This window comes from Parvimonas sp. M20, from assembly GCF_035282425.1.
Classification (GTDB): domain Bacteria; phylum Bacillota; class Clostridia; order Tissierellales; family Peptoniphilaceae; genus Parvimonas.
The window spans coordinates 1-25,771 of sequence record NZ_JAYKBQ010000008.1 but is presented as its reverse complement, the minus strand read 5'-3'; the positions used below and the strand labels follow the sequence as shown (position 1 = coordinate 25,771).

At 29.2% G+C, this 25,771-nt stretch carries 25 protein-coding genes; all 25 read right to left on the bottom strand.

What is annotated here, in order from left to right; translation table 11 throughout:
- Nucleotides 1–35 precede the first annotated feature (35 nt).
- Nucleotides 36–401 (bottom strand): hypothetical protein, encoded by a 366-nt coding sequence (locus VJI93_RS04830; RefSeq protein WP_323999329.1) that lies wholly within the window; start codon nucleotides 399–401, stop codon nucleotides 36–38.
- Nucleotides 392–1,675, bottom strand: coding sequence for a DUF1576 domain-containing protein (locus VJI93_RS04825; protein ID WP_323999328.1), 1,284 nt, complete (start codon nucleotides 1,673–1,675; stop codon nucleotides 392–394). Before VJI93_RS04825 ends, VJI93_RS04830 begins: the two co-directional genes overlap by 10 nt.
- Before the next feature lie 402 nt (nucleotides 1,676–2,077).
- The gene (locus VJI93_RS04820; protein WP_323999326.1) at nucleotides 2,078–2,605 is read right to left on the bottom strand and encodes an isochorismatase family cysteine hydrolase; all 528 of its coding nucleotides are present in this window, start codon (nucleotides 2,603–2,605) and stop codon (nucleotides 2,078–2,080) included.
- Between the two features lie 21 nt (nucleotides 2,606–2,626).
- A complete protein-coding gene (locus VJI93_RS04815; protein ID WP_323999325.1) occupies nucleotides 2,627–3,715 on the bottom strand; it encodes a type II secretion system F family protein in 1,089 nt (362 codons plus the stop codon).
- Between the two features lies 1 nt (nucleotide 3,716).
- Nucleotides 3,717–4,907, bottom strand: coding sequence for a GspE/PulE family protein (locus VJI93_RS04810; protein WP_323999324.1), 1,191 nt, complete (start codon nucleotides 4,905–4,907; stop codon nucleotides 3,717–3,719).
- An 8-nt stretch (nucleotides 4,908–4,915) separates the two neighbouring features.
- Entirely contained in the window at nucleotides 4,916–5,722 is an 807-nt protein-coding gene (locus VJI93_RS04805) for an HAD family hydrolase (protein ID WP_323999322.1), read from the bottom strand.
- A gap of 47 nt (nucleotides 5,723–5,769) precedes the next feature.
- The gene (glmS, locus tag VJI93_RS04800; protein ID WP_323999320.1) at nucleotides 5,770–7,596 is read right to left on the bottom strand and encodes a glutamine--fructose-6-phosphate transaminase (isomerizing); all 1,827 of its coding nucleotides are present in this window, start codon (nucleotides 7,594–7,596) and stop codon (nucleotides 5,770–5,772) included.
- A gap of 189 nt (nucleotides 7,597–7,785) precedes the next feature.
- Complete coding sequence (locus VJI93_RS04795; protein ID WP_323999319.1) at nucleotides 7,786–8,235, bottom strand: ASCH domain-containing protein; 450 nt, start codon at nucleotides 8,233–8,235, stop codon at nucleotides 7,786–7,788.
- A 24-nt stretch (nucleotides 8,236–8,259) separates the two neighbouring features.
- On the bottom strand, nucleotides 8,260–8,796 hold the full coding sequence (locus VJI93_RS04790; protein ID WP_323999318.1) for a GNAT family N-acetyltransferase: 537 nt from the start codon (nucleotides 8,794–8,796) through the stop codon (nucleotides 8,260–8,262).
- A 353-nt stretch (nucleotides 8,797–9,149) separates the two neighbouring features.
- Nucleotides 9,150–9,434, bottom strand: coding sequence for a CC/Se motif family (seleno)protein (locus VJI93_RS04785; RefSeq protein ID WP_323999317.1), 285 nt, complete (start codon nucleotides 9,432–9,434; stop codon nucleotides 9,150–9,152).
- 64 nt (nucleotides 9,435–9,498) lie between these two features.
- Nucleotides 9,499–10,455, bottom strand: a complete 957-nt coding sequence (locus VJI93_RS04780; protein ID WP_323999315.1) for an RluA family pseudouridine synthase — start codon at nucleotides 10,453–10,455, stop codon at nucleotides 9,499–9,501.
- Between the two features lie 107 nt (nucleotides 10,456–10,562).
- A complete protein-coding gene (locus VJI93_RS04775; protein ID WP_323999314.1) occupies nucleotides 10,563–11,147 on the bottom strand; it encodes a TetR/AcrR family transcriptional regulator in 585 nt (194 codons plus the stop codon).
- A gap of 95 nt (nucleotides 11,148–11,242) precedes the next feature.
- Nucleotides 11,243–13,303, bottom strand: a complete 2,061-nt coding sequence (gene fusA / locus VJI93_RS04770; protein ID WP_323999312.1) for an elongation factor G — start codon at nucleotides 13,301–13,303, stop codon at nucleotides 11,243–11,245.
- Between the two features lie 223 nt (nucleotides 13,304–13,526).
- On the bottom strand, nucleotides 13,527–14,411 hold the full coding sequence (locus tag VJI93_RS04765; protein ID WP_323999311.1) for a hypothetical protein: 885 nt from the start codon (nucleotides 14,409–14,411) through the stop codon (nucleotides 13,527–13,529).
- 190 nt (nucleotides 14,412–14,601) lie between these two features.
- A complete protein-coding gene (locus tag VJI93_RS04760) occupies nucleotides 14,602–15,492 on the bottom strand; it encodes a hypothetical protein (RefSeq protein WP_323999309.1) in 891 nt (296 codons plus the stop codon).
- 1 nt (nucleotide 15,493) lies between these two features.
- Entirely contained in the window at nucleotides 15,494–17,575 is a 2,082-nt protein-coding gene (locus VJI93_RS04755; RefSeq protein ID WP_323999307.1) for a T7SS effector LXG polymorphic toxin, read from the bottom strand.
- Between the two features lie 243 nt (nucleotides 17,576–17,818).
- Entirely contained in the window at nucleotides 17,819–18,652 is an 834-nt protein-coding gene (locus VJI93_RS04750) for an RnfABCDGE type electron transport complex subunit B (RefSeq protein WP_323999305.1), read from the bottom strand.
- A gap of 10 nt (nucleotides 18,653–18,662) precedes the next feature.
- Entirely contained in the window at nucleotides 18,663–19,238 is a 576-nt protein-coding gene (gene rsxA, locus VJI93_RS04745; RefSeq protein ID WP_323999303.1) for an electron transport complex subunit RsxA, read from the bottom strand.
- On the bottom strand, nucleotides 19,238–19,852 hold the full coding sequence (locus VJI93_RS04740; RefSeq protein WP_323999302.1) for an electron transport complex subunit E: 615 nt from the start codon (nucleotides 19,850–19,852) through the stop codon (nucleotides 19,238–19,240). The genes rsxA and VJI93_RS04740 overlap by 1 nt, the downstream gene beginning before the upstream one ends.
- A gap of 10 nt (nucleotides 19,853–19,862) precedes the next feature.
- Nucleotides 19,863–20,441: an RnfABCDGE type electron transport complex subunit G gene (locus VJI93_RS04735; RefSeq protein ID WP_323999301.1), complete on the bottom strand. Its 579-nt coding sequence runs from the start codon at nucleotides 20,439–20,441 to the stop codon at nucleotides 19,863–19,865.
- Nucleotides 20,441–21,898, bottom strand: a complete 1,458-nt coding sequence (locus VJI93_RS04730) for an RnfABCDGE type electron transport complex subunit D (protein ID WP_323999299.1) — start codon at nucleotides 21,896–21,898, stop codon at nucleotides 20,441–20,443. Before VJI93_RS04730 ends, VJI93_RS04735 begins: the two co-directional genes overlap by 1 nt.
- 10 nt (nucleotides 21,899–21,908) lie before the next feature.
- On the bottom strand, nucleotides 21,909–23,234 hold the full coding sequence (gene rsxC / locus VJI93_RS04725) for an electron transport complex subunit RsxC (RefSeq protein WP_416384086.1): 1,326 nt from the start codon (nucleotides 23,232–23,234) through the stop codon (nucleotides 21,909–21,911).
- Nucleotides 23,235–23,626: 392 nt separating this feature from the next.
- A complete protein-coding gene (locus tag VJI93_RS04720; protein WP_323999296.1) occupies nucleotides 23,627–23,851 on the bottom strand; it encodes a helix-turn-helix transcriptional regulator in 225 nt (74 codons plus the stop codon).
- Nucleotides 23,852–23,939: 88 nt separating this feature from the next.
- On the bottom strand, nucleotides 23,940–24,275 hold the full coding sequence (locus VJI93_RS04715) for an SdpI family protein (RefSeq protein WP_323999295.1): 336 nt from the start codon (nucleotides 24,273–24,275) through the stop codon (nucleotides 23,940–23,942).
- 281 nt (nucleotides 24,276–24,556) lie between these two features.
- Nucleotides 24,557–25,771, bottom strand: a 1,215-nt coding sequence (locus VJI93_RS04710; protein ID WP_324009212.1) for an Ig-like domain-containing protein, incomplete at its 5' end; no start/stop codon positions are given.

Genomic DNA, 25,771 nt, shown 5'->3' with positions numbered 1-25,771 from the left:
TAAACTAATATGTATAACTCAACAAATATTAAAGGCTAGAATTTTCTAACTAACAAAATAGTCAAAAGACCATCGTCAGAATAAGAAACTATTGCTTCGTCAACCATAGATCCCAATGCATCTATATTTGATATATCACTTGAATTACTTCCCAAGCCTATTAAATTATCATAATAATTTTCAAACTCTGGAAGTCTTGCAGAATTCGAAATTCTATTTAATTCGTCCAAATCTTTCGGTTTTATTTTAACATTTCCCTCAGCAATAACTCTTAGAGAATTTTTTTCTATTTTAAAATCTATTTTTAAATCTTGAACTCTTTTACTAAAATAATAATGAACGAGTCCACTAACAATTAACTTAGCACAATTTTCTTCATTTTTTATTGTATTCAAAACCATTCCTCCCCTGTTTTATCAAAAAATCTCGAATTTCTAATTGACTCAAAAATTGGAACTAAAGTTGCAGCAACAAATCCACCTGAAAATCCGTTGTTATAAAGATTTAATCCCCCATGTAAAAGCCCTACGCTAGAAACAATAGAAACATGACAGAAACCTGCAAACATTCCAGCAATAAATCCATACTCTCCAGCAACTGGAGCTAAATTTGTTGCAAATAAAATAGTAACTGTTGCAGAAACACTATGTGGATCATAAATATTTAAAAAGTATGCAATTAATGTTCCTACAAGAATTGGTAATACATTCCTTATGTGCTTTCCAAATATTCCAAAGCCAAAAATTGTAAATATCCCACCAAGAATAGGTCCGTTTAAAGGTTGATTCATAATCAAAACATAAGTAGTATATAAAATTGCCAGTGCAGACATATTAATCATGCTGACCCCTCTACCATAAATATTCCCAAAATCAGAAGGTGCCCTACCACTATTTTTTAATAAATTTCCTAAATTTTTAAAACTAAATCCATTCAGATAAAATCCTAAAGCAAAAACTATAACAAAAAAAACATACATTATAATTGCAATCCGTAAATTTCCATCACTTACAACATTTACATTTTTAACTTCTAAATTAAAAGATTTAAAAACCCCTTGAATAAAAAGTCCAATAACTCCACATGTAAACCCAATATTATATAGACTGTAACCTTGATGAAAACGTAAAAACGAAGATGAAAGTGCCGGAATAATAATTCCAATTAAAATACCGACTGCATAAGAAATAAGTAGTCCTTTAAAAAACGGAAGTCCAATTCCAAAACAGAGATAACTTACAACAGGGCCAAGAGCAGTACCAAATAGACTATTCATTGTCAATGTATTAAATTTTAAACCTTCGATTTTACCATAAAGGTAAACTCCAAAAGTTATTGGAATTGTATTAAATAGATTTTTTCCAAAAAGGGAAAAACCAAAAAGCGTAAAAAGTGCGGCTATAATGGGGCCTGTCAATAATTGTTTTCTTCTCCACAACACAAAAGATGCAAGTAACATAAGAAACCCAGCATTTAAAAAGGTTGCTCCTATTCCTCCTACTGCCATATAGTCAGTAAGTAAATGACTTGGAGATTTTAAAATATTAATATATCCGTATAAAATTTCTTTAGGACTGTCAAAAAGAAATCCTACAGACATCGATAAAATAGAAAATATAAATATCGCATCATATCTATAATGGTTTTTTACATATATTTTTTCTCTACTCAACACATTTCCTCCAAAACTTTCTCACATATATTGTAACATATTAAAAAAGAAATGTGAATAACTAAAGTACTTAAATATAAAAAAGATTATAAAATTTAGTCGCTACACAAAAATTATTTATTTTCTTATCGATATTTATTATTAATAACAAGTTTTAAAAATATTTTTCTCCTCTAGTCGTATTAAATAAAGACGTTCTCGTCGCTAACTAAATTATACAACTTATATTAATAATTTTCAAGAATAATACTGGACTTAATTATATTTATAATAAAGTTATATATAGCAAAAAAGCAAGTTAGTTTTAAAATAACTTGCTTTTTATTGTGAAACAACGAGGTTCCCGGCTACCCACCCGATGTGAATAATCGTGGAAGGGTGGGATTCTTATTTATTGAAAATTTATTAAATAAATTCTTCTTTATATTCATCTAAATACAAAACATTTACCATATTTGACCAATTTAGAATTGACCCTATAAAATCTTGAATATCTAATCCAGGCATTTCATAAGTATTTTCATCACAAACCGTTCCAGTTGCATCTTCTATAAAATAGACCTTAAAATTTTTATCAGCAGCAACTATAGACGTAAACAAACAACAATATTCAGTATTAAAGCCACAAATAACCAATTCTGTGATGCCTTCATTTTTTAAAATTTTTTCAAGATTAGTATTGAAAAATGAGTCTGGCTTACTTTTCTCAACTATATATTTTGCATTTATATCCAAATTATCAATTATTTCAATGCCTTCACAATTTTTATATAAAGGGCTTTCTACACTTTCATCAAGATGTTTTGTAAAAACAATTGGCATGTTTTTACATTTAAAATCCTCAATCAACCACCTAATTTTATTTATTTCGTTACTACAATCTCTTTGACTTATTATCCCTTTCTGTAAATCAATTACAAGTAATGCTCTCATATATTACCTCCATTAAAATAATTACTCTATACTTATTCCATTTGATAAATCAAAAATTGGTATTGCTATTGCAAATACGATGAATGCTACAAATAAGGAGATTAAAACGATAATTAAAGGTTGTAAATACTGTAAAATTTTATCAACAGAATAATTTATTTTTGAATCATAGTATTCCGTTGCACTCTCCAATATTTTAACTAAATTTTCACTACTTTCCCCTATTGCAAGCATATTTATAAATGCAGGATTAAAAATCAAATCATCATTTAATGACTTTGAAATTAAATTACCACTTTTTATTTCTAAAATCGCCTTTTCCAAATGTTCTTGTATAAATACATTTCTAGTAGAATTTTTTATTATATCCAAGCTATCAACTATATTTATATTTCCATTAAGCAAGATAGTAAAATTTTTTGCAATTACAGAAGTTATATAGTTTTGATAATGCGATTTTATATATGGAATTTTAAATAGCAATTTTCCAAAAAATCTTCTAACTTTATATTTTTTTGAAATTAGTTTTAGAAATAGGATAAAAACCAAGATTCCTAAAATAATATAAAGATAATTATATTTAACAAAATCAATGCTTTTAACTAAAAACTTTGTAATAGCAGGTAATTCAATATTACTATCTTCAAAAATATCCAAGAATGTCGGTATAACATTATTCAAAAGAAAAATTAAAACTATAACTGTAACCGACAATAAAATAAAAGGATAAGTTAATAAACTTATAAGTTTTTGTTTAAGTTTATACTTTTTTTCATAGTACAAAGATAGATATAGAAAAACCTCAGACAGTCTTTCTGAACTTTCTCCGGACTTTATTAAAGATAAAAATAAATTGTCAAATTTATTGACTTTTAAAAAGGAGTTATACAAATCATGTCCCTGCAATAAATTTTCATAAACTTCTGAAAAAATTTTCTTTAAATTTTTATTTGGTGAAGTTTTTGAAAGCAAGTTTATAGTTTCTGCAGTATTAATATTTGATTTTAAAAGAAGCCCTGCCTCTTTTAAAGAAATACTTAAATCTAATAAATTGTGTTTATTTCCTATTTCCATATTCAAAATATTAAAAACTTTTTCTTTAAAGCTCATTTTAAAATTCTCCTAATGAAAATAAAATTTTATTTACTTCCTCAAAACTCGTTATTCCATCTGCAATTTTTCTTAATCCGTTTTTATATAAACTTTCATTTCCGTTTTTCTTAAAATATTCGTAAAGTCTTACACTATTACAATTTCCATTTATTATTTCTTTTATTTCATCATCTAAAATTAAAGATTCCAAAATTAAAGTTCTACCAATATATCCTCTATTGCAATGTTCACAACCACATTTTTCATAGATATATTCAGGTGTTTCAAGATTATTTTTCTTAAAAATCTCTTTTTCAAAATTTGTTAAATCTCTTTTAATTTTACATTTTGGGCAAAGTTTTCTAACAAGTCTTTGAGATAGAATTGCTATTACCCCCGAAGAAATAACATAATTTTCTATTCCTAAATTCAAAAGTCTTATTATTGCCGAAACCGTGTCTGCAGTATGCAAAGTCGTAAAGATAAGATGCCCTGTTATTCCTGCTCTTAGAGCAATGTTTGCAGTTTCCCTATCTCTCATCTCTCCAACTAATCCAACTTCAAAATCTTGTCTTAACATCGCCCTAAGACCTGTCGCAAAATCAAGTCCCAGAGCCGAATTTATATTTATCTGATTTATCCCGCTAATCCTAACTTCAACAGGATCTTCTAAAGTAATTATGTTGATATTTTCATTTTGTAATTTTTTTACAAATGAATACAATGTAGATGACTTTCCACTTCCCGTAGGACCACTTATAATTAGAACTCCATTTGGACTTTTTATTATATTTTCAATTAATTGTCTTTCTTCATCATATAATCCTAAATTTTCTATATCGATTTTAAAATTTCCAGCATTTAAAATTCTCATTACAATTTTTTCACCCAAAATTACAGGAACTGAAGCAATTCTGATGTCAACTAAATTTCCATTATAATCAAAATCTAGCCTACCATCTTGTGGCATTCTCTTAATTGTAATATCCATTTTTGAAATAATCTTTATACGAGAAATAATAATTGGAGCATTTAAACTATTTATTTGATAAATGTCAATTAGCTCTCCATCTATTCTGTATCTTATATAAAAATTGTCTTCTCTAGGTTCAAAATGTATATCTGAAGCATTATTCTTTATTGCATTTAAGATAACTTCATTTACAAAATTTTCTACATTCTCAATTTTTTCAACAAAATTCTTTTCCATAATTTCCTCTAAACAAATTTTCTTATAGCTTTTGCAACCCCATCATTTTTATTCGTATCAGTTATATAATCAACATTTTTCTTAACATTTTCCATTGCATTTCCCATTGCAACAGAAAGCCCACAAATATTGAGCATTGGTATATCATTTTCTCCATCGCCCATTGCAATAGTTTCAGATATATCAATATTGTTAAGTCGACATATTTCTCTTAAACAAGAGCCCTTATCCGTATCTTTTGCCATTAACTCAAGAAAAAATGGAAGAGAAAAAGAAATGGTGTATTCATTCTTTATGGTATTGGTAAATTTATTGTCCAATTCTTTTAATACATCATATTCTTGACATATTCCTATTTTCAAAATTTTTTCTTCCAATTTATTATCTTTAATATATTGTTTTACATCTTTAACTCTAGCTATTTTTGGATTTATAAATTTTGAAATAATTTCAACATATTCATCTTTTGAATCTTTTGTAAAAATAAAGTCCTTTAAGAAAACTATGGGCGAAAAACCATTATCTTCAATAATATCTAAAATATCGAAAAGATACTTTTTTTCCAAGCTCTTTACGAATTTTGGGACTTCACTATAAGTTGTAGAGATCAAACTACCATTTAAGGCTCCATAGTAAGTATCTAAATTTAAACTTTTTAAAATTTCCTTGATTGTAAATTCTTCTCTACCTGAAATAAAAGCGATTTTAACACCTTTGTTCATCGCATAAAATAAGCTGTCTTTAACTTCTTCAGATATTTCGTGATCCTCGTTAAAAGTAGTGCCATCCATATCAAGTGCTATTAACTTATACATAATCCTCTCCTTTATATAAAAAAAGGGACTTCCCAGTCCCTTTAAATCTATTCAACCGTAACAGATTTTGCTAAATTTCTTGGCTTGTCAACATCATTTCCCTTTGCTAATGATGCATAGTAAGCAATAAGTTGACTTGCGACAACTGAAATTATAGGCATTAAAATTTCGATAGTACCAGGAATTAATATTCTTTCATCAGAAACATCAAGATTGTTATCTAAATGAGTTATTTCAAAAACTTTAGCTCCTCTGGCTTTCACTTCTTTTACATTTGAAATAATCTTTTCATATAATCTTTCTTGAGTTGCAATTACAAAAACAGGCGTTCCGTCCTCAATCAATGCAATAGTTCCATGCTTTAACTCTCCAGCTGCAAAGCTTTCAGTGTAAATATATGAAATTTCTTTTAATTTCAATGCACTTTCCATAGCAGTATAGTAGTCAAGACCTCTTCCTAGATAGAAACAAGTAGTCTTATCCTTTAATTCTAATGCAATTTTTTTGTAAATTTCTGTATCTTTTAATAATAATTCTATCTTACTAGGCAATTCCTTTAAATGATTAATTATATTCTTATATTCATCGTCAGAAATTGTTCCTAAAATTTCTGCAAATTTTAAAGCAATCATATAAAGAGCTGTAACTTGTGTTGTATATCCTTTAGTACTTGCAACAGCAATTTCTGGACCTGCCCAAGTATAGAATACATTGTCAGATTCTCTAGCTATTGAAGAACCTACAACATTTGTAACACTCAAGATAGTTGCTCCTTTAGTTTTAGCTTCTCTAAGAGCAGCCAAAGTATCAGCAGTTTCTCCAGATTGACTGATTATTATAACTAAAGTTTTATCATCAATCATTCTGTCGGAATATCTAAATTCAGAAGCAACATCAACAATTACTGGAAATCCCAAAGCCTTTTCTAAAATTTCTCTACTTACAAGACCTGAATGGTAAGCTGTACCACAGGCAACAACATAACATTTATTGAACTTTTTCAAATTTCCTTCTAAAAGATTTTCCATTCCATCTAGAATTAATTTATCATTTTCATTTAATCTTCTACAGAAAGTTTCTTCTATTACTTTTGGTTGTTCGTAAATTTCTTTTAACATAAAATGATCATATCCGTCCTTAGTAGCTGATTCAACAGACCAATCAATATGTTTAATTTCTCTTGTTACAACATTATTTTTTTCATCATAGATAGTATATTTTCCATCTTTAAAATGAATTAAATCTCCATTTTCAAGATATATAACATCTCTTGTATATTTTAAAACTGCAATAACATCTGAAGCTATATAAAATTCTCCATCTCCAACACCTACAATCAATGGACTTTCTTTTCTTGTTCCGATAAGTTCATTAGTATCTTGTCTTAAAATACCAAAGGCATAACTACCCTTAACCTTTTCTCTCATCTTAAAAACAGTGCTTAAGAAATCTCCATCATCCAAATCTTCCAATAATTGTGGGATAACTTCAGTATCTGTTTCAGATTTAAAAACAAAATTCTTCTTTAAAAGTTCTTCTTTTAAAAGTAGATAATTTTCAATTATTCCATTATGAACAACTGCAAATTTTGAATTCATACTCAAATGTGGATGTGAATTTTCATTTGATGGAACTCCATGTGTAGCCCATCTTGTATGACCTACTCCAATATTCGAAATTTTTTCTTTGTATTCTCTTTCTAATTTTTCTCTTAAATTACTAATTCTTCCAACAGTTTTAACAACATCTATCTTATTATCTTCTAAGAATGCAATTCCTGATGAATCATATCCTCTATATTCTAAAGTTTCCAGTCCATTTAAAATTATATCAATGGCATTTGAACTGCCAATATATCCAACAATACCGCACATAAAATTTCCTCCTAACAATAATTTTACTGCTACTTATTCACATATTTTATCATATTTTACAATTATTTTCAAGTGACAAACTAGCTTAGATTGATAAATCCAGTAGTCTACTATTTTGATATTATAAATTTTTAACAAGTTCAGCAAACAAAAAAAACAGTAAATCATCTAATTTACTGTTTTCATTAATTAATACACTTTTTCAAATACTTCACATACCATTGGAGCTTGTTCATAAAATTCTTTACATACATTTTTAAATTCTTCCTTAAAAAATTCATCATGAACTCTTTTCCAATACTCATAACTCCTATCACCCTCACCTTCAAGAAAAGCATGATTAGATGATATTACATTATATTCTAAAATATATACCTCTCTTGTAACGGTAATACATATAGGCTCATCTGAACCATTTAAAATAATATTGTATTCACCAACTTTTGGAATTTCTTCATCTTCTTCGTATAAATCATAAGCTCCTGTTGTGGCAGTTTTAATCCCCTTATTGACTAAATCAGCTAACTCATCAGCCATTTCTTTAGTATTTCCAAAACTCCATGCTTCATATTTTGTATCTAACGGAATATTCTGTTCCTTACAAAAACTTTTCCAATATTCTTTAATTTTATCATTCATAAATCTAATCCCTAAAAATACCTATTATTCAAACAAATCTATCCAATATCTTTCTAAATAAACTTTATCTTTTAGCTCATAAACAGTAGATTCATAAATTCCTCCATTGTTTATAATTACTCTTTTACTCGCTTCGTTTTCCTTTAAACAGGTTATTAATATTTTTTCAAATCCCATTTCTTTACATATGGGTAAAATTTCTTTTAACATTAGAGTTGCATAACCTTTTTTTCTTTCAGAATGACATACTGAATATCCAATATGGCCACCATATTTTTCAAAAAAGTCATTTAGATAATGTCTTATTTGAATAACACCTATAATTTTTTTGTCATCTTCCCTAATAAAAATAAATTGAGTTTGTGGTACATATTCTTTTGGACAGGTATTCTCGGATGAAAAATCTTCAATCTGTTTTATCCAGTCAGAAATATTTTCCGTTTTCCTTAAAGATAGGCAACCATCCATATCTCCACCATTTATTAAAAATTCTTGTCTAAAATTTTGTATTTCTTTTTCATATTCCATTGTTGGAATAATCAATTTAAAACCTTTAGCCATATTATCCCTCATCTGTAAAATTGGTTATACATATTAATTATTTTATAATTGCTATCAAATATTCCAAACCATAAAAATTTGTAGAAGAAATTTCAACAAATGCATCTTTTGGAATTTTCCTACTTACATATACATTATATTCATCTACCTTAAAAAAGTCAAAAGCATTAGTATTCTTTGGTATACCAATCGAAACCGATGGTTTTAATTCAGTCGAACAATTTCAGTTACTCCAACCCTTAAGTTCAACAAGTATATCTCTTTGATTTTCTTTTAAAAGTTTGTTTGCTTCTTTATTTATAACAACTTTAATAAAAACCACCCCTAACAAAAAAGACTGAATTAACAGCCTTTTAAACAATTATTCCATTAACTACTAAATTTTCAATAAAAAGAAAACTCATAGTTGAAACATTAACAGTATCATTAACTGCATTTATTCCATTCATAACATACACATCTATACCATCTACATTTTCTAATGTGTATTTTTCTAAATCTAAAGGTCTACCTAATGAAGCCATTGGTTTTAAAACAACACCACTTCAAGAACTACAACCTTTAACATCAATGGTAATGATATTATTATTTTTTTTGTTCAAAAATCTTTTAGCTTTTTCATCAATTAAAATTTTCATAATACTCTCCTATAATGTTCTGATATGAAGAATATACCCATCACAAAAGTTATATAACTTTCTATCAAAATATTTTTCGAATTATATTTTTATAAATATCATCCATTGGAGCAAAAAATTCTTTATTATTAAGATAACTCAAATCTCCAACAATATCTTTAAAAATTATTGTTTCCGCATGTAAAAATTGGCTTCTTAAATCAAAATTATCTCTAAAAAACTTATTTATCTCTGATTTCCCATATTTAATATCACCTATAATAAAGAATCCCTTACTACTTAAATGACTTCTAATCTGATGTGTTCTTCCGGTAATAAGTTTTATTTTAAGCAGACTAAAATCATCATTATTTTTTTCTACATAAACTTCTGTTATTGAGTCTTTCCCATTTTTAGAAATAGTTGATTTATTTTTTTCTTCGTTTTTTTCAAGTCTTTCATTAATTACAAAATTTTTCTTAACTTTTCCAATCACAATAGTTTTATAATACTTTTCAATTGACTTTTCTTTTATCCTATTTAAATCTCTAAGTGCCATTGAATTTTTAGCACCTATAACAAGACCTGAAGTATTTCTATCCAATCTGTTAATTATTGCGGGAACAAAAGTTTTTTCAGCTCTAGGATTATACTCTCCATTTTCAAGCAAATATCCAATCATAAAATCAACCAGATTATTCGCATAATCTTCCTTAGAAGATGCATGAGATAATAAATTTTTAGGCTTGTTCATAACTATAATATTTTCATCTTCATAAACAATATCCAGTTTTTTTGAATATGAATATTTCTTTAACTTTGAAACAATCAACTTTTCTAATTCTTCCTCGTAAATAAAAATATTGATTACATCATTTTCAGCTAAAATATAGCTTGAATCAACCTTTTTTCTATTAACTTTTATCTTTTTTGTTCTTAAAAATTTTTGAATCATAGAAGTACTTGCATTATTCAAATATTTTTTTAAAAATCTGTCAATTCTTTGTCCCGAATCATTATTATTAACTTCAATATCTCTCATAAATCTCTCACTTATCTAAAATTTCAAATCAATAAAACAAATTATAAACCATAAATTTTTTTATGTCAACAAAAAATCTCAAAGCAAAACTTTGAAAACATCTTAATCTACTTCTCTGAATTCTCTAAATATTCTCGAATAAACTTTTTAAGAAGTAATCTATTCTTTAAAAACGAATTTTTAGCACTTAGTATTTCTCTTCCCAAAACTAAACTGTTCATAAAATCTGTTAAAAAGTCATATTCATAATAATTAAAGGAAAAACCAAACTTTTCATAAATTTTTTTTAACTCAATGAAAGTTTCTTCTTTCAATTTCAAGAATAATTTTTCTAAATTTTCATCGTATTGCTTCTCTTGAAGAAACATAACATACACTTTAGAAAGCTCATTATCATCTAAAATTTTTTCCGTCATCATTTCTGCAACAGCATCATATTTATCAAGATTTTTATTACTTGTCAAAAAATTATCTACTATATTATATCTATATTCACAACCATCTTCCATTAAATCAAAGAGCATGTCAGAAATGCTTTTATAATATCTATAAACTCCACCCTTGCTCATTCCACTCTCTGAAATAACATCCTCCATAGTTGTGTTATGAAATCCCTTACGAAGAAAAACATTTTTAGCAGCATATCTTATCTGCCATTTTCTCTCCTCTGCAGGTAATCTTTCATTACGCATATACTCTCTCCTTTAGTTCTTCATATGTAAAAAAAATCCACCCTTACGTAATGTGTTATATAGTAGAAGGGTGGATTTTATAATTATCTACTTATCTATTTTTCTGCTTTTGATTCTTCAATAATCTTTTCCGCAATATTTACAGGGACTTCTTCATACCTATCAAATTCCATTGTGAAATCTCCTCTTGCTTGAGTCATTGATCTTAAATCTATAGCATATTCAAAAAGTTCTGAATGTGGTGCTTCACCAATAACAAGTTGAGTTCCATCTTCAAGCATTTCCATACCTAAAACTTTTCCTCTTCTCTTATTTAAGTCACCCATTACATCTCCCATATAACTTTCAGGAATTCTAACTTCCACTTTCATTATAGGTTCAAGTAAAACAGGATGTGCTTGTTCCATACCTTTTTTAAATGCTAGAGAAGCAGCAATTTTAAATGCCATTTCATTTGAGTCAACAGGGTGATATGAACCATCATAAAGAGTTGCCTTAACATTTACAACACGATATCCTGCTAAAATTCCTTTTTCAAGACTATCTCTAATACCTTTTTCAACAGCAGGGAAGTAATTTCTAGGAACAGCTCCTCCAAAAACTTCTTCTGTGAATTCAAATTCTTCTGTTGAAGGTTCAAATCTCATAAATACATCTCCGTATTGACCTGCACCACCTGATTGTTTTTTATGTTTTCCTTGAACATCAGATTTTCCTTTAATAGTTTCTCTATAGGCAATTCTCAAAGGAATAATATTTGTTTCTACACCATAAACATTTTTAAGTTTATCTAAAACTATTTGAAGTTGAACATTTCCTTGTCCACCTATTAAATGCTGTTTAGTTTCTATATTTCTTTCAGATACAAAGCTTGGATCTTCTTCATGTAATTTATGAAGAGCTTGTGATATCTTATCTTCATCATTTTTAGATTTAGGTTCTATTGCAAAATAAAGATTTGGTTTTGGATATTTAATATTCTTATAAAGAGTTTTATTCTGCTTATCACAAATAGTATCTCCTGTTTCAGTTAAATTAAGTTTTGAAACAGCTCCAATATCTCCTGCAACAATTTCTGATGTTTCTATTTGAGTTTTTCCTCTTAGGAAGAAAAGACCAGCAGCCTTATCCAATTCATCTTTAGTTGAATTGAAAATTTCAGTATCTTTAGTGATTTTTCCACTCATAACTTTAAAAATAGAAATTCTTCCAACGAATGGGTCAACAATAGTTTTGAAAATAACCGCTGAGAAAGGTTCATCTACACAAATCTTTCTAACGTTATCATCTTCATTTCTAAAGCCTCTTTTTGCTCTTTCGTCATTTGGAGCAGGCATATAATCTGTTATAACATCAAGTAACATATCAATTCCAGCACCTGTTGTCGCTGAACCACAAATCAAAGGAACAGCTGAACCGTTCAACAATGCGCTTGTAACGCCCTTCATAAATTCTTCATGGCTAAATTCTTCTCCATCAAAAAACTTTTCCATAAGTTCATCATCGGTTTCTGCAACAACTTCCACTATTGTATCATAAACATGATTTACTTCTTCAATTCTTATTTCAGGAATTTCAACTTCTTTTCTTTCAAATCCATCATATTCATAAGCTTTTTTATTTAAAACATCAATAATACCTTTAAAATTTTCACCTTCACCTAATGCAAGTGTAAATGGAATAACTTTTTTACCAAAAGTTATATGTAAATCACTAACCACTTTTGCGAAGTTTACATTTTCCTTATCCATTTTATTTACAAAAATGATTCTTGGCAACTCAATACTTTCAGTATATTTCAAGACCTTTTCAGCCCCCACTTCTATACCATTTTGTGCATCCAAAACAACTAAAGCAGCTTCTGATGCTCTAAGAGAGCTATAAACTTCCCCACTAAAATCAAAATATCCCGGAGTGTCAATTAAATTTATCTTAAAGTCTCTCCATTCAACTGGTGCAATTGCAGTTGAAATAGAAACTCCTCTTGAAATTTCTTCTTTATCAAAGTCAGTTACGGTGTTTCCGTCCTCAATCTTACCAAGTCTTTTCAAATTGCCCGTTTTATAAAGTAAAGCCTCACAAACTGAAGTCTTACCACTGGCACTATGTCCAACTAATGCAAGATTTCTAATCTTTTCTGTCGAATATGATTTCATATCTAATTCCCCCTAACATATTGTAAAATAGATAAATTAATACCTTAAAGATATTATAATATGGAAATGTTTTCAAGTCAAGTTTTTTTATAAAAAAACTATAACTCATTTCTCGTCTAATTAAATTCATTATTTTAAAATATACACTTTTGCTCTTGTTCCTTCCAAAAGATTTAATCACAAACTAATTTTGTAAATGTAAAAAAATATTAATAGTAAATAATTAAAGGATGTTCACTGACTTAACAAATTTTTTAAAATTTTTCTTTATTTTTTCTTGCAATTCTAGTGGTGTATTTACTAAATCAATTTGAAATGTAAGCTCTAATACTTCTTCTCCATCTTTATATAAGTATGAATGTTTTTCTATCTTTTTATTTTTTCCAGTAATTTCTACATAGTATTCTTTGTTGTCAATCTCTTTATATTTAAAAGATTTTAAATCCCCATGCCATCTTGCCCATGTTTTCTTTATATCTTCACTTGAAAAACTTTCATATGCAGTATCTATCATAAATCCTATATAGTTATTTTCATATTCTTCGTGAATATATATTTGATAAGCATCTGTATGTCCATCTTCTATATCTATATATTCATCAGGAAGTAGTTTATAACTAACTTTTGAATCATCTGCTGTTTCAAATCCAACATTCTTAAAATTATTTTCAAAATCTATATCCTTAGAATTTAATGCTAAATTACGTACGGTTTCTCCCAAAACTTCCGGATTGATTGGTAATGTTAGTTCTATAGTGTCATTCGGATTTTCACTCAATTCATAACCTTTCCCAGAATAATACCAAACTTCAAGCTCAATTCTATCATCATATTTTAAAATATCTATAGATTTATATTTTTTACTAAATGTGTTGTAAGATTTTATTCCTGTTATTGTCCAAAAATCTTTTTTTGAATTTCTACGTTTGGCTTTTTCTGAATATTCTAATTTAGTTAATATCTCTTTTCCAAACTCTGTATTAGTCATTGTATATGAATAAATTTTATCCTGATATTGACTTTTCCACAAACCAATTTCACTTAGTATGTTTGGAATTATCAGTATATTATCACCCAAATATACTGATACACATGCCTTTTCTATCATCTTAATTTCCTCCAACTATTATTTTTAATATTATATTGTTCTTATTTGCATATTCAATTGCATTATTAATACAATTTATTTGACTATTTATTTTTTTATTATATCACCAATATAAAAATTATACAAAAAGAGAAGAAATCTCGTGATTTCTTCTCTTCATAACTTTTAAAATGTAAAAACTTCATTACTACTATTTATTAACTACTTTAACTGACTTAACAAATTTCTTAAAATCTTTCTTTATTTTTTCTTGTAAATCTAATGGAGTATTTACTAAGTCAATTTCAAATGTAAGCTCTAAAACTTCTTCTCCATCTCTAAATAAATATGAATGTTTTTCTATCTTTTTATTTTTTCCAGAAACTTCTGCATAGTATTCTTTATCGTCAATCTCTTTATACTTAAATGATTTTAAATCCCCATGCCATCTTGTCCATGTTTTTTTTATATCTTCACTTGAAAAACTTTCATATGCAGTATCTATCATAAATCCTATATAGTTATTTTCATATTCTTCATGAATATATATTTGATAAGCATCTGTATGTCCATCTTCTATATCTATATATTCATCAGGAAGTAGCTTATAACTAACTTTTGAATCATCTGCTGTTTCAAAACCACCATTCTTAGAAATATTTTCAAAATCTATATCCTTAGAATTTAATGCTAAATTACGTACAGTTTCTCCCAATACTTCCGGATTTATTGGTAATAATAGTTCAACTGTTTCTTCGGGATTTTTACTTGATTCATAACCTTTACCGGTATTATACCAAACTTCAATTTCAATTCTATCATCATATTTTACAATAAGTATTAATTTGTATTTTTTACAAAATGTGTTATAAGATTTTATTCCTGTTACTGCCCAAAAATGTTTTTTAGAATTTTTATGTTTTGAATTTTCTGAATATTCTAATTTATTTAATATCTCTTTTCCAAACTCTGTATTAGTCATTGAATATGAATAAACCTTATCCTGATATTGACTTACCCATAATCCTCTTTCATCCGTTATATCAGGTACTATTATTATATTATCACCTAAATATACTGATACACTCGCCTTTTCTATCATACTAATTTCCTCCAACTATTATTTTTAATATTATATTGTTCTTATTCGCATATTCAATTGCATTGTTAATACCCTTTATTTGACTTTCGTTAAGAGTTACATTTGGAACATACATCTCTAAACATTTATATGAATATTTTTTAGGATTAATTCTAACCCCATCCCAAACTGTTTCTTTAAATTTAATTAACTTATTAATATCACTTTTAATGGTATATTCCAATCTTTTCCCATTTAGATAAGTTTTTGCTGATAAATCTCTACTTTTTATACTGGTTATTACTCTATCTTTTAGCTTATCAATAACAGGAAAATTAGATCCCAAATTATTATTCTCTTTCATATTATCAATTTCTTTTCCTCTTTTAAATTTATCTTCTAGCCATATTCTTGCTCTTAATTTTACTTTCTCTACAGTTGTATTAAGTTTTAAAAATGATTTGTCTACAGTCAAACTTTTAAACACTTTAATCTTGCCATTAGCATCAGTATATTTCCATATCTGAGATCCATCTTTAAATTTTTCAATTTTTAAGCTTCCTCCCTTTTCAAACCAATTTTTTGGTATTGGGGCATTTTTTGGCTTATTATCAGATATAAACTTTGTAACTTTTCCAGGATTATCTAATTTTAATTTTTCCCAGCTATTAAAATCTTTTACTTCTATAGGTTTTTCTACAATGTTATCACTAAATTCTACCGGCTTTTCAGGAATGTTCTCTTTCACCACCTCTGGTTTTTCAGGAATATTCTCTTTCGCTACATTCGGATTATCAGTAATGTTTTCTTTTACTTCTATTGGTTTTTCAATAGCTTTACTATTCAAAGTAAACCTACCAGCAATTTGTGAAGCTTTGTATCCTGCATATATAGAAAATAAAACCTGTCCAATTCTTGCATTTTCTTCTGAAAATCCAAGTTGTTTCAGTCCATAATAGCCAACTTTTCCTCCTACCCATGCTCCTGCACTTCCTGCTAAAAATTGAAAACCTCCTTTAACAATACTATTTGTTTTTCCTATTGGTATAAGTATTGATGAACCTTTTGTAAAAATCTGTCCTAATCCATGGTACAATTTATCATTTCCTAAAAATACAGTATCTCTTATAGGATTAAAAGCTCCAGTTTTGTTATCTCCTAAAGAGCCATAAATTACATCCTGACCAGCTTCTGTCATATTAGATACTGAATATGCTACTGTTCCTGTTCCACATATTTTCCCAGCAAGTACTACTAATGGCGTTGCTGATCCTCCCGTTGCTACTATTGCTGCTGTTCCAACTAAAAGTGTAAGTCCTCCAACAATTAAGTTTTTTATACCTTTATTTCTTCTCTCTTTTGCAAAAATTTGTTCCCATCTAACTTTGTCTCTTTTGTCTGCCTCTTCTATTATATTTTTCCTATTGGAAAGATATCTATTAGAATTATCTAAAGCAATAGCTAATTCTTTTGCAAAGTCTATTTTAGCTAAGTCTCCTGATTGGTAGGTGCTTATATCACGAGCTTTATTGCTATAGCTTTCCATGAAATTTCTTGTAGATACCAATAACTCCTTAAAAAGCTTTAAATCTTGTGATTGATGCAATTTCTCATATGAAACTATTCTGCTATTAAGAGTGTCTAACCCACTAATTAAAAAATTATAGTTAGAAATCATAGTATCATGGCTATTTCCACTGTAACTTATTAAATCAGAAACTTTATTTTTTGTTGCTACTAGTAAATCTATCTGATTTGCAAAATTACTTCTAGAATAAGACAATTCATTCCTTAAGTTTACAAAAGTTTGTTCAGAGAGCTTCGCTTTAGAATCACTATCTATATTATAGTACCCATCTTTATATAACAAGAAAGAATAAGCATAATCCTGAATTAATTTTTGCATTGAAACTAACAAAGTTCCATGAACTTCACATAGATATACTTTAATGCTATCCATTGTCTCTCCCTTAAGAGAAGAGTCATCAGAAAAATTTTTAATTGCTTCCATAAGATTTTTTATTGAATTATTCCAAATTGCTATGGAATTGGAGAGTTCTCTTTGAACATTGGTTATATCTTCAAAATGAATTTTATATTCCACTTCAATATCCCCCTATCTATCATAAACTAAAAATCCTTTTCAACTTACTATGTAAACATATTAGTTAAATTAAGTTTTGAAACTAACATACATTTATTCTATCATTTAATATAATATTATCTATTATGTAAATTTAATATGTACACTCATTAAACAGCATTTCTATATCTTATATTATTATATCATTAATATAAAAATAATACAAAAAGAGAAGAAATCATTAAATTTCTTCTCTAATTAAGTTTATGCTACTTCATTTACTTTTTCAGCCATTTTCTTTATTAATCCTGGATGAATTGCATTTGTAGGACATTTATCTGCAGCTTGTAAAAGTAAATCTTCCTCTAAACCTTGTTTATAATTTACAACAGCCAAATTGTTTTCGATAACAAATGCTTCAGGATATACTCTTGCACACATTTTACAACCGATACATCCAACTTTACAAGCATTTTTAACAACATTTCCAGCTGCAAAGCTCTTACATTTTACCATAACTGTTTGTTCATAAGGAACTAAATCAATTAAGTTCTTTGGACAAATTTCTATACATTTGTTACATGCTGTACAATTTTCTTTATTTACAACTGCAAGTCCATTTATCATATCTATTGCATTGAATCCACAAACATCTTGACAAGTACCACAGCCCAAACATCCATAAGCACAAGTCTTACTTCCTCCTTGCATTGAGTTGTTTACTCTACAATCTCTAATGCCAGTATATATGTATTTTTCTTTTGCAAAATCTTTGTCTCCTTGACACATTACACAAGCTACCATTCTTTGAACTTCACCAGCTTCAGTTCCTAAAAGTTTTGCAAGCCTTGCAACTAAGTCAGCTCCACCAACAGGACAAGCATTTATTCCTGCTGATCCTTCAGCAATAGCCTTCGCAAGACCATCACAACCTGGAAAGCCACAAGCACCACAGTTTGCGCCTGGTAATTCGTTTCTAACTTGTATAACTTTTTCATCAACTTTTACAAAAAATACTTTTGATGCAAATCCGAGTATCAATGCAAATAAAATACCTAAAACACTAAGTAACAAAACCGGTATCATTATATCATTCATAATCTCACCTCTATACTAATCCCGCAAATCCATAAAATGCCAAAGACATAAGTCCAATGGTAATTAATGTAAGAGGAACTCCTTCAAGATTTTTAGGAACTTCTGTTACTTCCAACTTTTCTCTTATAGAAGCCAAGCACACAATGGCTAATAAAAATCCAAGTGATGCCCCCATACCATTAAATATTGTTTCTAACAAATTATATTCTTTTTGTATATTTGTAATTGCAACTCCTAAAACTACACAGTTTGTAGTTATAAGTGGAAGGAAAACTCCCAATGCATTATAAAGATTTGGACTCATCTTTTTGAGTACCATTTCAACAAATTGCACTAAAGTCGCTATTACAAGTATAAACACGATTGTTTGTAAATATTCAAGTCCTAAAGTATCCAATAATGTTTTTTGAATTACCCAAGTTACAGCACTTGAAATTGTAATTACGAATGTAACTGCCATACCCATACCAAATGCAGTTTCAACTTTATTTGATACACCAATCAATGGACAAATTCCCAAGAATTGTCCTAAAACATAGTTATTTACTAAAATTGATGCAACTAAAATTTTTAATATTGTACCCATTAGTTACCTCCTTCTTTTTTAGCATTAACTTTTCTACTTATCATATTAAATCCTGCTACTAAAAGTCCAAGAATAATAAAGGCTCCTGGAGCTTGTGTGATAACACCTATACTTACATAATTTTTCCCAAGAATTGGAAATCCTAACCAAGTCCCATTACCTAAAATTTCACGAACACTTGCCAGTACAATCAATGCACAAGTAAAACCAACTCCTTGTCCTATTCCGTCTATCATTGATGAAAAAACCGAATTCTTTGATGCAAAAGATTCTGCTCTTGCTAAGATTAAACAGTTTACTACTATAAGTGGTATAAATAATCCCAAGCTATCGTAAAGTGCAGGTATATATGCTGACAAGAACATTTGTACTAATGTTACGAATGTCGCTATAATTACAACATATGCTGGTATTCTAACTTTATCCGGAATAAATTTTCTAAGGCTCGAAATTACAATATTTGAACAAGTTACTACAAATATTACTGATGAACCCATCCCTATTGCATTTACAACGCTTGTTGTTACGGCTAATACTGAACACATCCCAACAAGTTGAACAAGTACAGGGTTATTTGAAAATATACCATCAAAGAAAATCTTTTTTAATTTCATATCATCCCTCCTACTTTTCAAGTTCTTGTAATGCGTCTATTGCAGCATTTAACCCATTTAGAACGGCATTAACACTTATTGTTGTTCCTGTTATTGCTTGAATATCATTATCTGCATCTGGATTTAAATTTTTAACTAAATGCTCAGTAACTTTATTTCCAACAACACTTTTAGCATATTCGTCAGTTGTTACTCTACTTCCAAGTCCAGGTGTTTCACTATGTTTTAAAACTTTGAAACCAACTATAGTTTTATTTTCAATATTTACAGCCATAAGCATTGAAATATCTCCACCATAACCATTTTTCCCCAATGTTTTAAAAACATATCCAACTGTTTTATCTGATTTCTTCGCAACTTCTATCTTTTCTATATTTTTTATCTTTGTTTTTATTGTATTAAGTTTTGCTTCTTCTAAAGTTTCAAACTTATCTGCATCGGCAAAAACTTCTTTTAAAGCTGCCTCATATTGAGCCTTTTCTCTTGCTTTAATCACCGGAGAAGTAAAACTATTTGCAAATGCAAGAACGAAACCTGCAATTGCAGTAATTAAAAACAATCTGACTGTCAATTTAATAGTTTCTTTCATTACTTTTTAACTCTCCCTTCTCCAAAAACTTTAGGGACACAATATTTTTCTAAAAGTGGTGTTAAAATATTCATAAATAGGATAGAATAACTTACACCTTCAGGTAAATTACCAAAGTTTCTTATAAGTGCGGTAATTATACCACAACCCATTGCGAAAAATATTTGAGCCTTTCTATTAACGGGAGCTGACACATAATCAGTAGCCATAAAGAATGCCCCTAATATTAGTCCACCCATCAAAAGTTGAACTGGTAAATTTGCTACAGGAGTTCCTGTAAGAGCTAAAACAACAGCTGTTGTAGATATAAATACAAGTGGAATTCTAAGCTGAATAACTCCTCTATACAATAAATATCCCGCTCCAATCAATAAACATATAGTTGAAACTTCACCGATACAACCTCCTCTAACACCTATGAATGCTTCAAGAAAATTTACTTGAGTTCCCTTTGATAAAGGTGTCGCAAAAGTTGTAGCATCTAGTGAAGAATAAGTCGATGAATTTATTAAATTTGAAATCCCTGAGTTAGGTGCAACGTAATTTGCCATCGCCGTTGGGAATGATGCCATTAATGCAGCTCTTGCAGCAAGTGCAGGGTTCATAAAGTTCATTCCAAGTCCCCCGTATAATTGCTTAACGATTATAATGGCAAATATACTTCCAAGTGCAACCATCCAATAAGGAATAGTAACCGGAACATTGAAAGCTAAAAGCATTCCAGTAATTACTGCTGAATGATCTTTTATAGTAATTGATTTATGTGTTAATTTTTCGTAAAGATATTCAGAACCTACAGCAAAAACTACTGACACTAATGTAACCAATAAGGCTCTAAGCCCAAAGAAATAAATTCCAGCAAGTAATGTTGGTATTAAAGCTATAACAACATCTCTCATAACAGTACTTACTGTTGCTTCACTTCTCAAATGAGGGGATGATCCTACAAATAATTTGATTTGAGGTTCTTCATTACGTCCACCTCTTGTAGGTCTTTCTCTTCTTTCTCTTGCAGGTTTTTCTTCTGAAGCTTCACCACTTTCTGCTGACCTCTCTCTTCTTTCTCTTGTAGGTCTTTCAGATCTCTCTCTAGGTTCTCTAGGAGTTCTTTCGCGTCTTTCTCTAACTGGTCTTTCGCTTTTTGCCTCTTCTCCTGATTCTGAATTTTCTGTTGTTTCAGAACTTGTTGATACCTCATCAGAGGCAACCCTTGAGCTTCTTTCTCTTGCAGGACGTTCCACTCTTTCTCTAGGCTCTCTAGGAGTTCTTTCACGTCTTTCTCTAACTGGTCTTTCTTTTTTTATTTCTTCTGAAGTAGAAGTTTCTTCAACATTTTCAGTTGCAACCTCTTTTACTTCTTCAATATTTTCAGATACAACTTCATTTTCTTTTGTATCTATATCTGTTCCCTTTTCCAATTCAGAAGGGGCTTCAACTTTTAAATCTTTTTCGTCCATAGTACCCTCCTTATGCTCTCTTTCCTTTACCTTGTTTTCTAACTTCGGCTTTTCCAAGTCTAATAGTTTCAACTAAAGGTCTGTTTGATGGACAAATATATGAGCAGGAACCGCATTCAATACAATCCATTAAATGTAATTTTTCCGCATCTTCAACTCTATGTTTCAAAGTATAAAGCTGTAAATATAAAGGCTGTAAGTACACAGGACATATATCAACACATCTACCACATCTTATGCAAGGACTTACAGCTTTAGGAGCGCTTTCTTCCTGAGTCATAAAAAGTAGTCCACCCATAGCTTTACCTGTAGTAACATTAGGAGTATATTGTGTTTCACCCATCATCGGTCCACCTGAAATAATTTTTCCAGGTTCACTTTCATATCCTCCAATAAATTCTACAATATCAGAAACTTTTGATCCTACTCTAACCATAACATTTTGTGGTTCTTTTAGTGCATGTCCTGTCATAGTAACCAATTTTTCATATAGAGGTTTCCCATGTAAAACAGCGTCATTAATTGCAATCGCAGTATTAGCATTTATTACTCTTATACCAACCGCAGAAGTAGAAGCTCCTGAAGGTACAACTATTCCAGTTGTAGCTTGGATAAGTCTTTTTTGATCTCCTTGAGGATATTTAGTCTTTACAACACTTACAGTTACCTCAGGATGAGACTTTGACGCTTCTTTTAACTTATCAATAGCAAGTGGTTTATTGTCTTCGATACCTAAAATACCTTTTTTTGCCCCCATTGCCTTCATTGCAAGTAAAAGTCCCATAACAACTTTTTCAGGATATAATTCCATCATAAGTTGATCACTTGTTAAATATGGCTCACATTCAGCGCAGTTTATTATTATGTAATCTGTAATTTGTCCTTCTCTAGCTGTCAACTTTACATGAGTAGGAAATCCTGCGCCTCCAAGTCCGACAATGCCGGCTTCTTTTATGGCGTCTATTATGTCTGTCGCGCTTACTTCATCAATTGTTAAATTTTTTTCTTCATATCCCAATTCGTCTAAACCATCATTTTCGATAGTTACTCCTTGACACATAACACCAGTTGCAGTCATAATCTCATCAATAGACTTAACTTTCCCACTAACACTTGAATGTACATTTGCAGAAATAAAAGCTGACGCTTCTCCAATTTTTTGTCCAACTTTTACCAAATCATTTTTACTAACCAAACAAGTAGCGGGTGCTCCTGAGTGTTGTGATAGAGGTATTGTTACTATCTTAGGAACAAAACCAAAATTGACAGGTTTCGAATTAGTCAACTCTTTAAAGTCGTGGATATGCTTTCCACCTTTAAAAGTGTTCACACTCACTTTATTCACCTCTTTTTATTATCACAATTTTTAAAACCTCTGTATAAACAAAATTAACAATATCAATAATTGTTAGTACAGAAAAACAAAATTTTAAAAACTTGTATTCATAATTATTTTACAACATTTTTACTTCAATGTCAATTTAAAATTAGGTAGTAAAGCGATTTAATTGTTATGATACAATTGATGTGAGACCAAGGGTACAAAAAAAGATTGGGATTTTATTTCCCAATCTCCAGAGTGCAGACAAAGCATAAGTTTTGTCTGTGCTTTTTTTACAAATTAAAAGGCTGAGGATCTTTTACTCCCAAACCCTATACTGAACCTTAATAAAAAAAGAAGCAATATTAATGAAACTGCTTCTTCAAAAATATATTCATCACAGAATATCATTCGCAACCTTTATGGCAATAAGTCTCGTTCCCATCCAAATCAAATATTTTATAAATACACTCCCCCAGTACTTCTGATATATCATTGGCTAGTTTCAAGCTCGGAACAACTTTACCAGTTTCTATTTTATTTATGCTCACTCTCGAAACTCCTACCTTTTTAGCCAAACGATGTTGTGATAGCCCTAATGGTTTTCTATATTCTTTAATTCTATTTCTCACTATTTAACAATCACCTTCCATATAATAATTTAATATAAAATCCTATTAATTATCTTCAAAAATCAATAATATCACATTGAATACAAAACTACACTTCTTTAATCTTTTTATTTACGAATAAGGTTAACGCAATCATACTGATAATACTAATAGATGTAACAATTAAAGAATTCCATTCCATTGAAACTATTTTAATATATCTCATTATAGCGACAAAAATAAATAAAACTATCCCTACTCTAAAACAATATTTCCCACATAACAAATTTGCCTTCTTCCAATTTTCTTCATTTTTCATTGATAAAGAAGTCCTCATTCCCGAATAACGATTAATATCACCATTAGCAATTTTTTTCCACCATGGATATGAAACAATCATTAGAACCGGTATGATATAATCTATGACCATAAAGAAATATTTCATGCTAAATCACCTCCACTTGTCTAATTACTACTAATTGTTCTAACTTGCTACATGTATCCAATATTGAACAAATAAACACTGCTTTCTTGTATTTCAAATATTTTTCATCATTCTTATGTAGCATTTTCAACATCTTCTTTTATATTATTATACTACTTTTTCCTTATTTTCTCCACTAAAAAAGTGCCAATGTTTTATCATTGACACCTTTGTCATCAGTCTGAAGATTGGGATTTTTATTCCCAATCTCTTCTCTATCAAATATTTACTTTTTCAAGAATTTATTTCTTTTTCTTTCTTCTATATCTGATCTTCATCGCACCTAGTGCTCCTGTTGATAATCCCAATAATACTGTATACAATGCTGTGTTTGCTCCGTATCCTGTTTTTGGTATTGCTGGCTTCGGTCTTAATGGTGTTAGATTTGTTGTTTCATTTGTATCAAATGTATTACTTCCATCTGCTACTTTTGCCTTATTTAATATCTTTTCTCCATTTACATTTGCGTTTACTTTTACCTTGAATGTAACTTCTACTGTTTCTCCATCTGCTACTTTTTCTTTTGTCCAAGTAATTTCTCCATCTTTGTAAATTCCACCATTATCTGCTGATCCTTCTACATATCTCGTATGTTCTGGTATCATATCCTTTATTACAACCTTTTGTTCTTTTCCTGTTGTATTCTTGTAAGTTATCTTATAAAGTAATTCATCTTTTCCCCTTACTCCCTTACCATCAATACTTGTTTTGTCATCTTGACTATTGAATACATCCTTAACCGGTCTTGTTGCTGTTGGATTTGTTGTTTCATTTGTATTGAAATTATTATTTCCATCAACTACATTTGCCTTATTTAGAATCTTTTCTCCACTTACATTCTCATCTACTTTTACCTTAAATGTAACTTCTACTGTTTCTCCATCTGCTACATTTTCTTTTGTCCAAGTGATTTCTCCGTCTTTGTAAATTCCTTTGTTATCTGCGGAATCTTTTACATATGTTGTATGTTCCGGGATTCTATCTTTTATTACGACCTTTTGAACTTTTCCTGTTGTATTCTTGTAAGTTATCTTGTAAAGTAATTCTTGCCCTGCTTTTACTTCATTACCGTCTATACTTGTATTTGTATCTTTACTATCAAAGACATCTTTTAATGGTTTTGTAGAAGTTGGATTTGTTGTTTCATTTGTGTCAAATGTATTACTTCCATCTGCTACTTTTGCTTTATTTAAGATTCTTTCTCCATTTACATTGTCGTCTACTTTTACCTTAAATGTAACTTCTACTGTTTCTCCATCTGCTACTTTTTCTTTTGTCCAAGTGATTTCTCCGTCTTTGTAAATTCCTTTGTTATCTGCTGAATCTTTTACATATGTTGTATGTTCCGGGATTCTATCTTTTATTACAACTTTTTGTACTTTTCCTGTTGTATTTTTGTAAGTTATTTTGTAAAGTAGTTCTTGGCCTGCTTTTACTTCATTACTATCTATACTTGT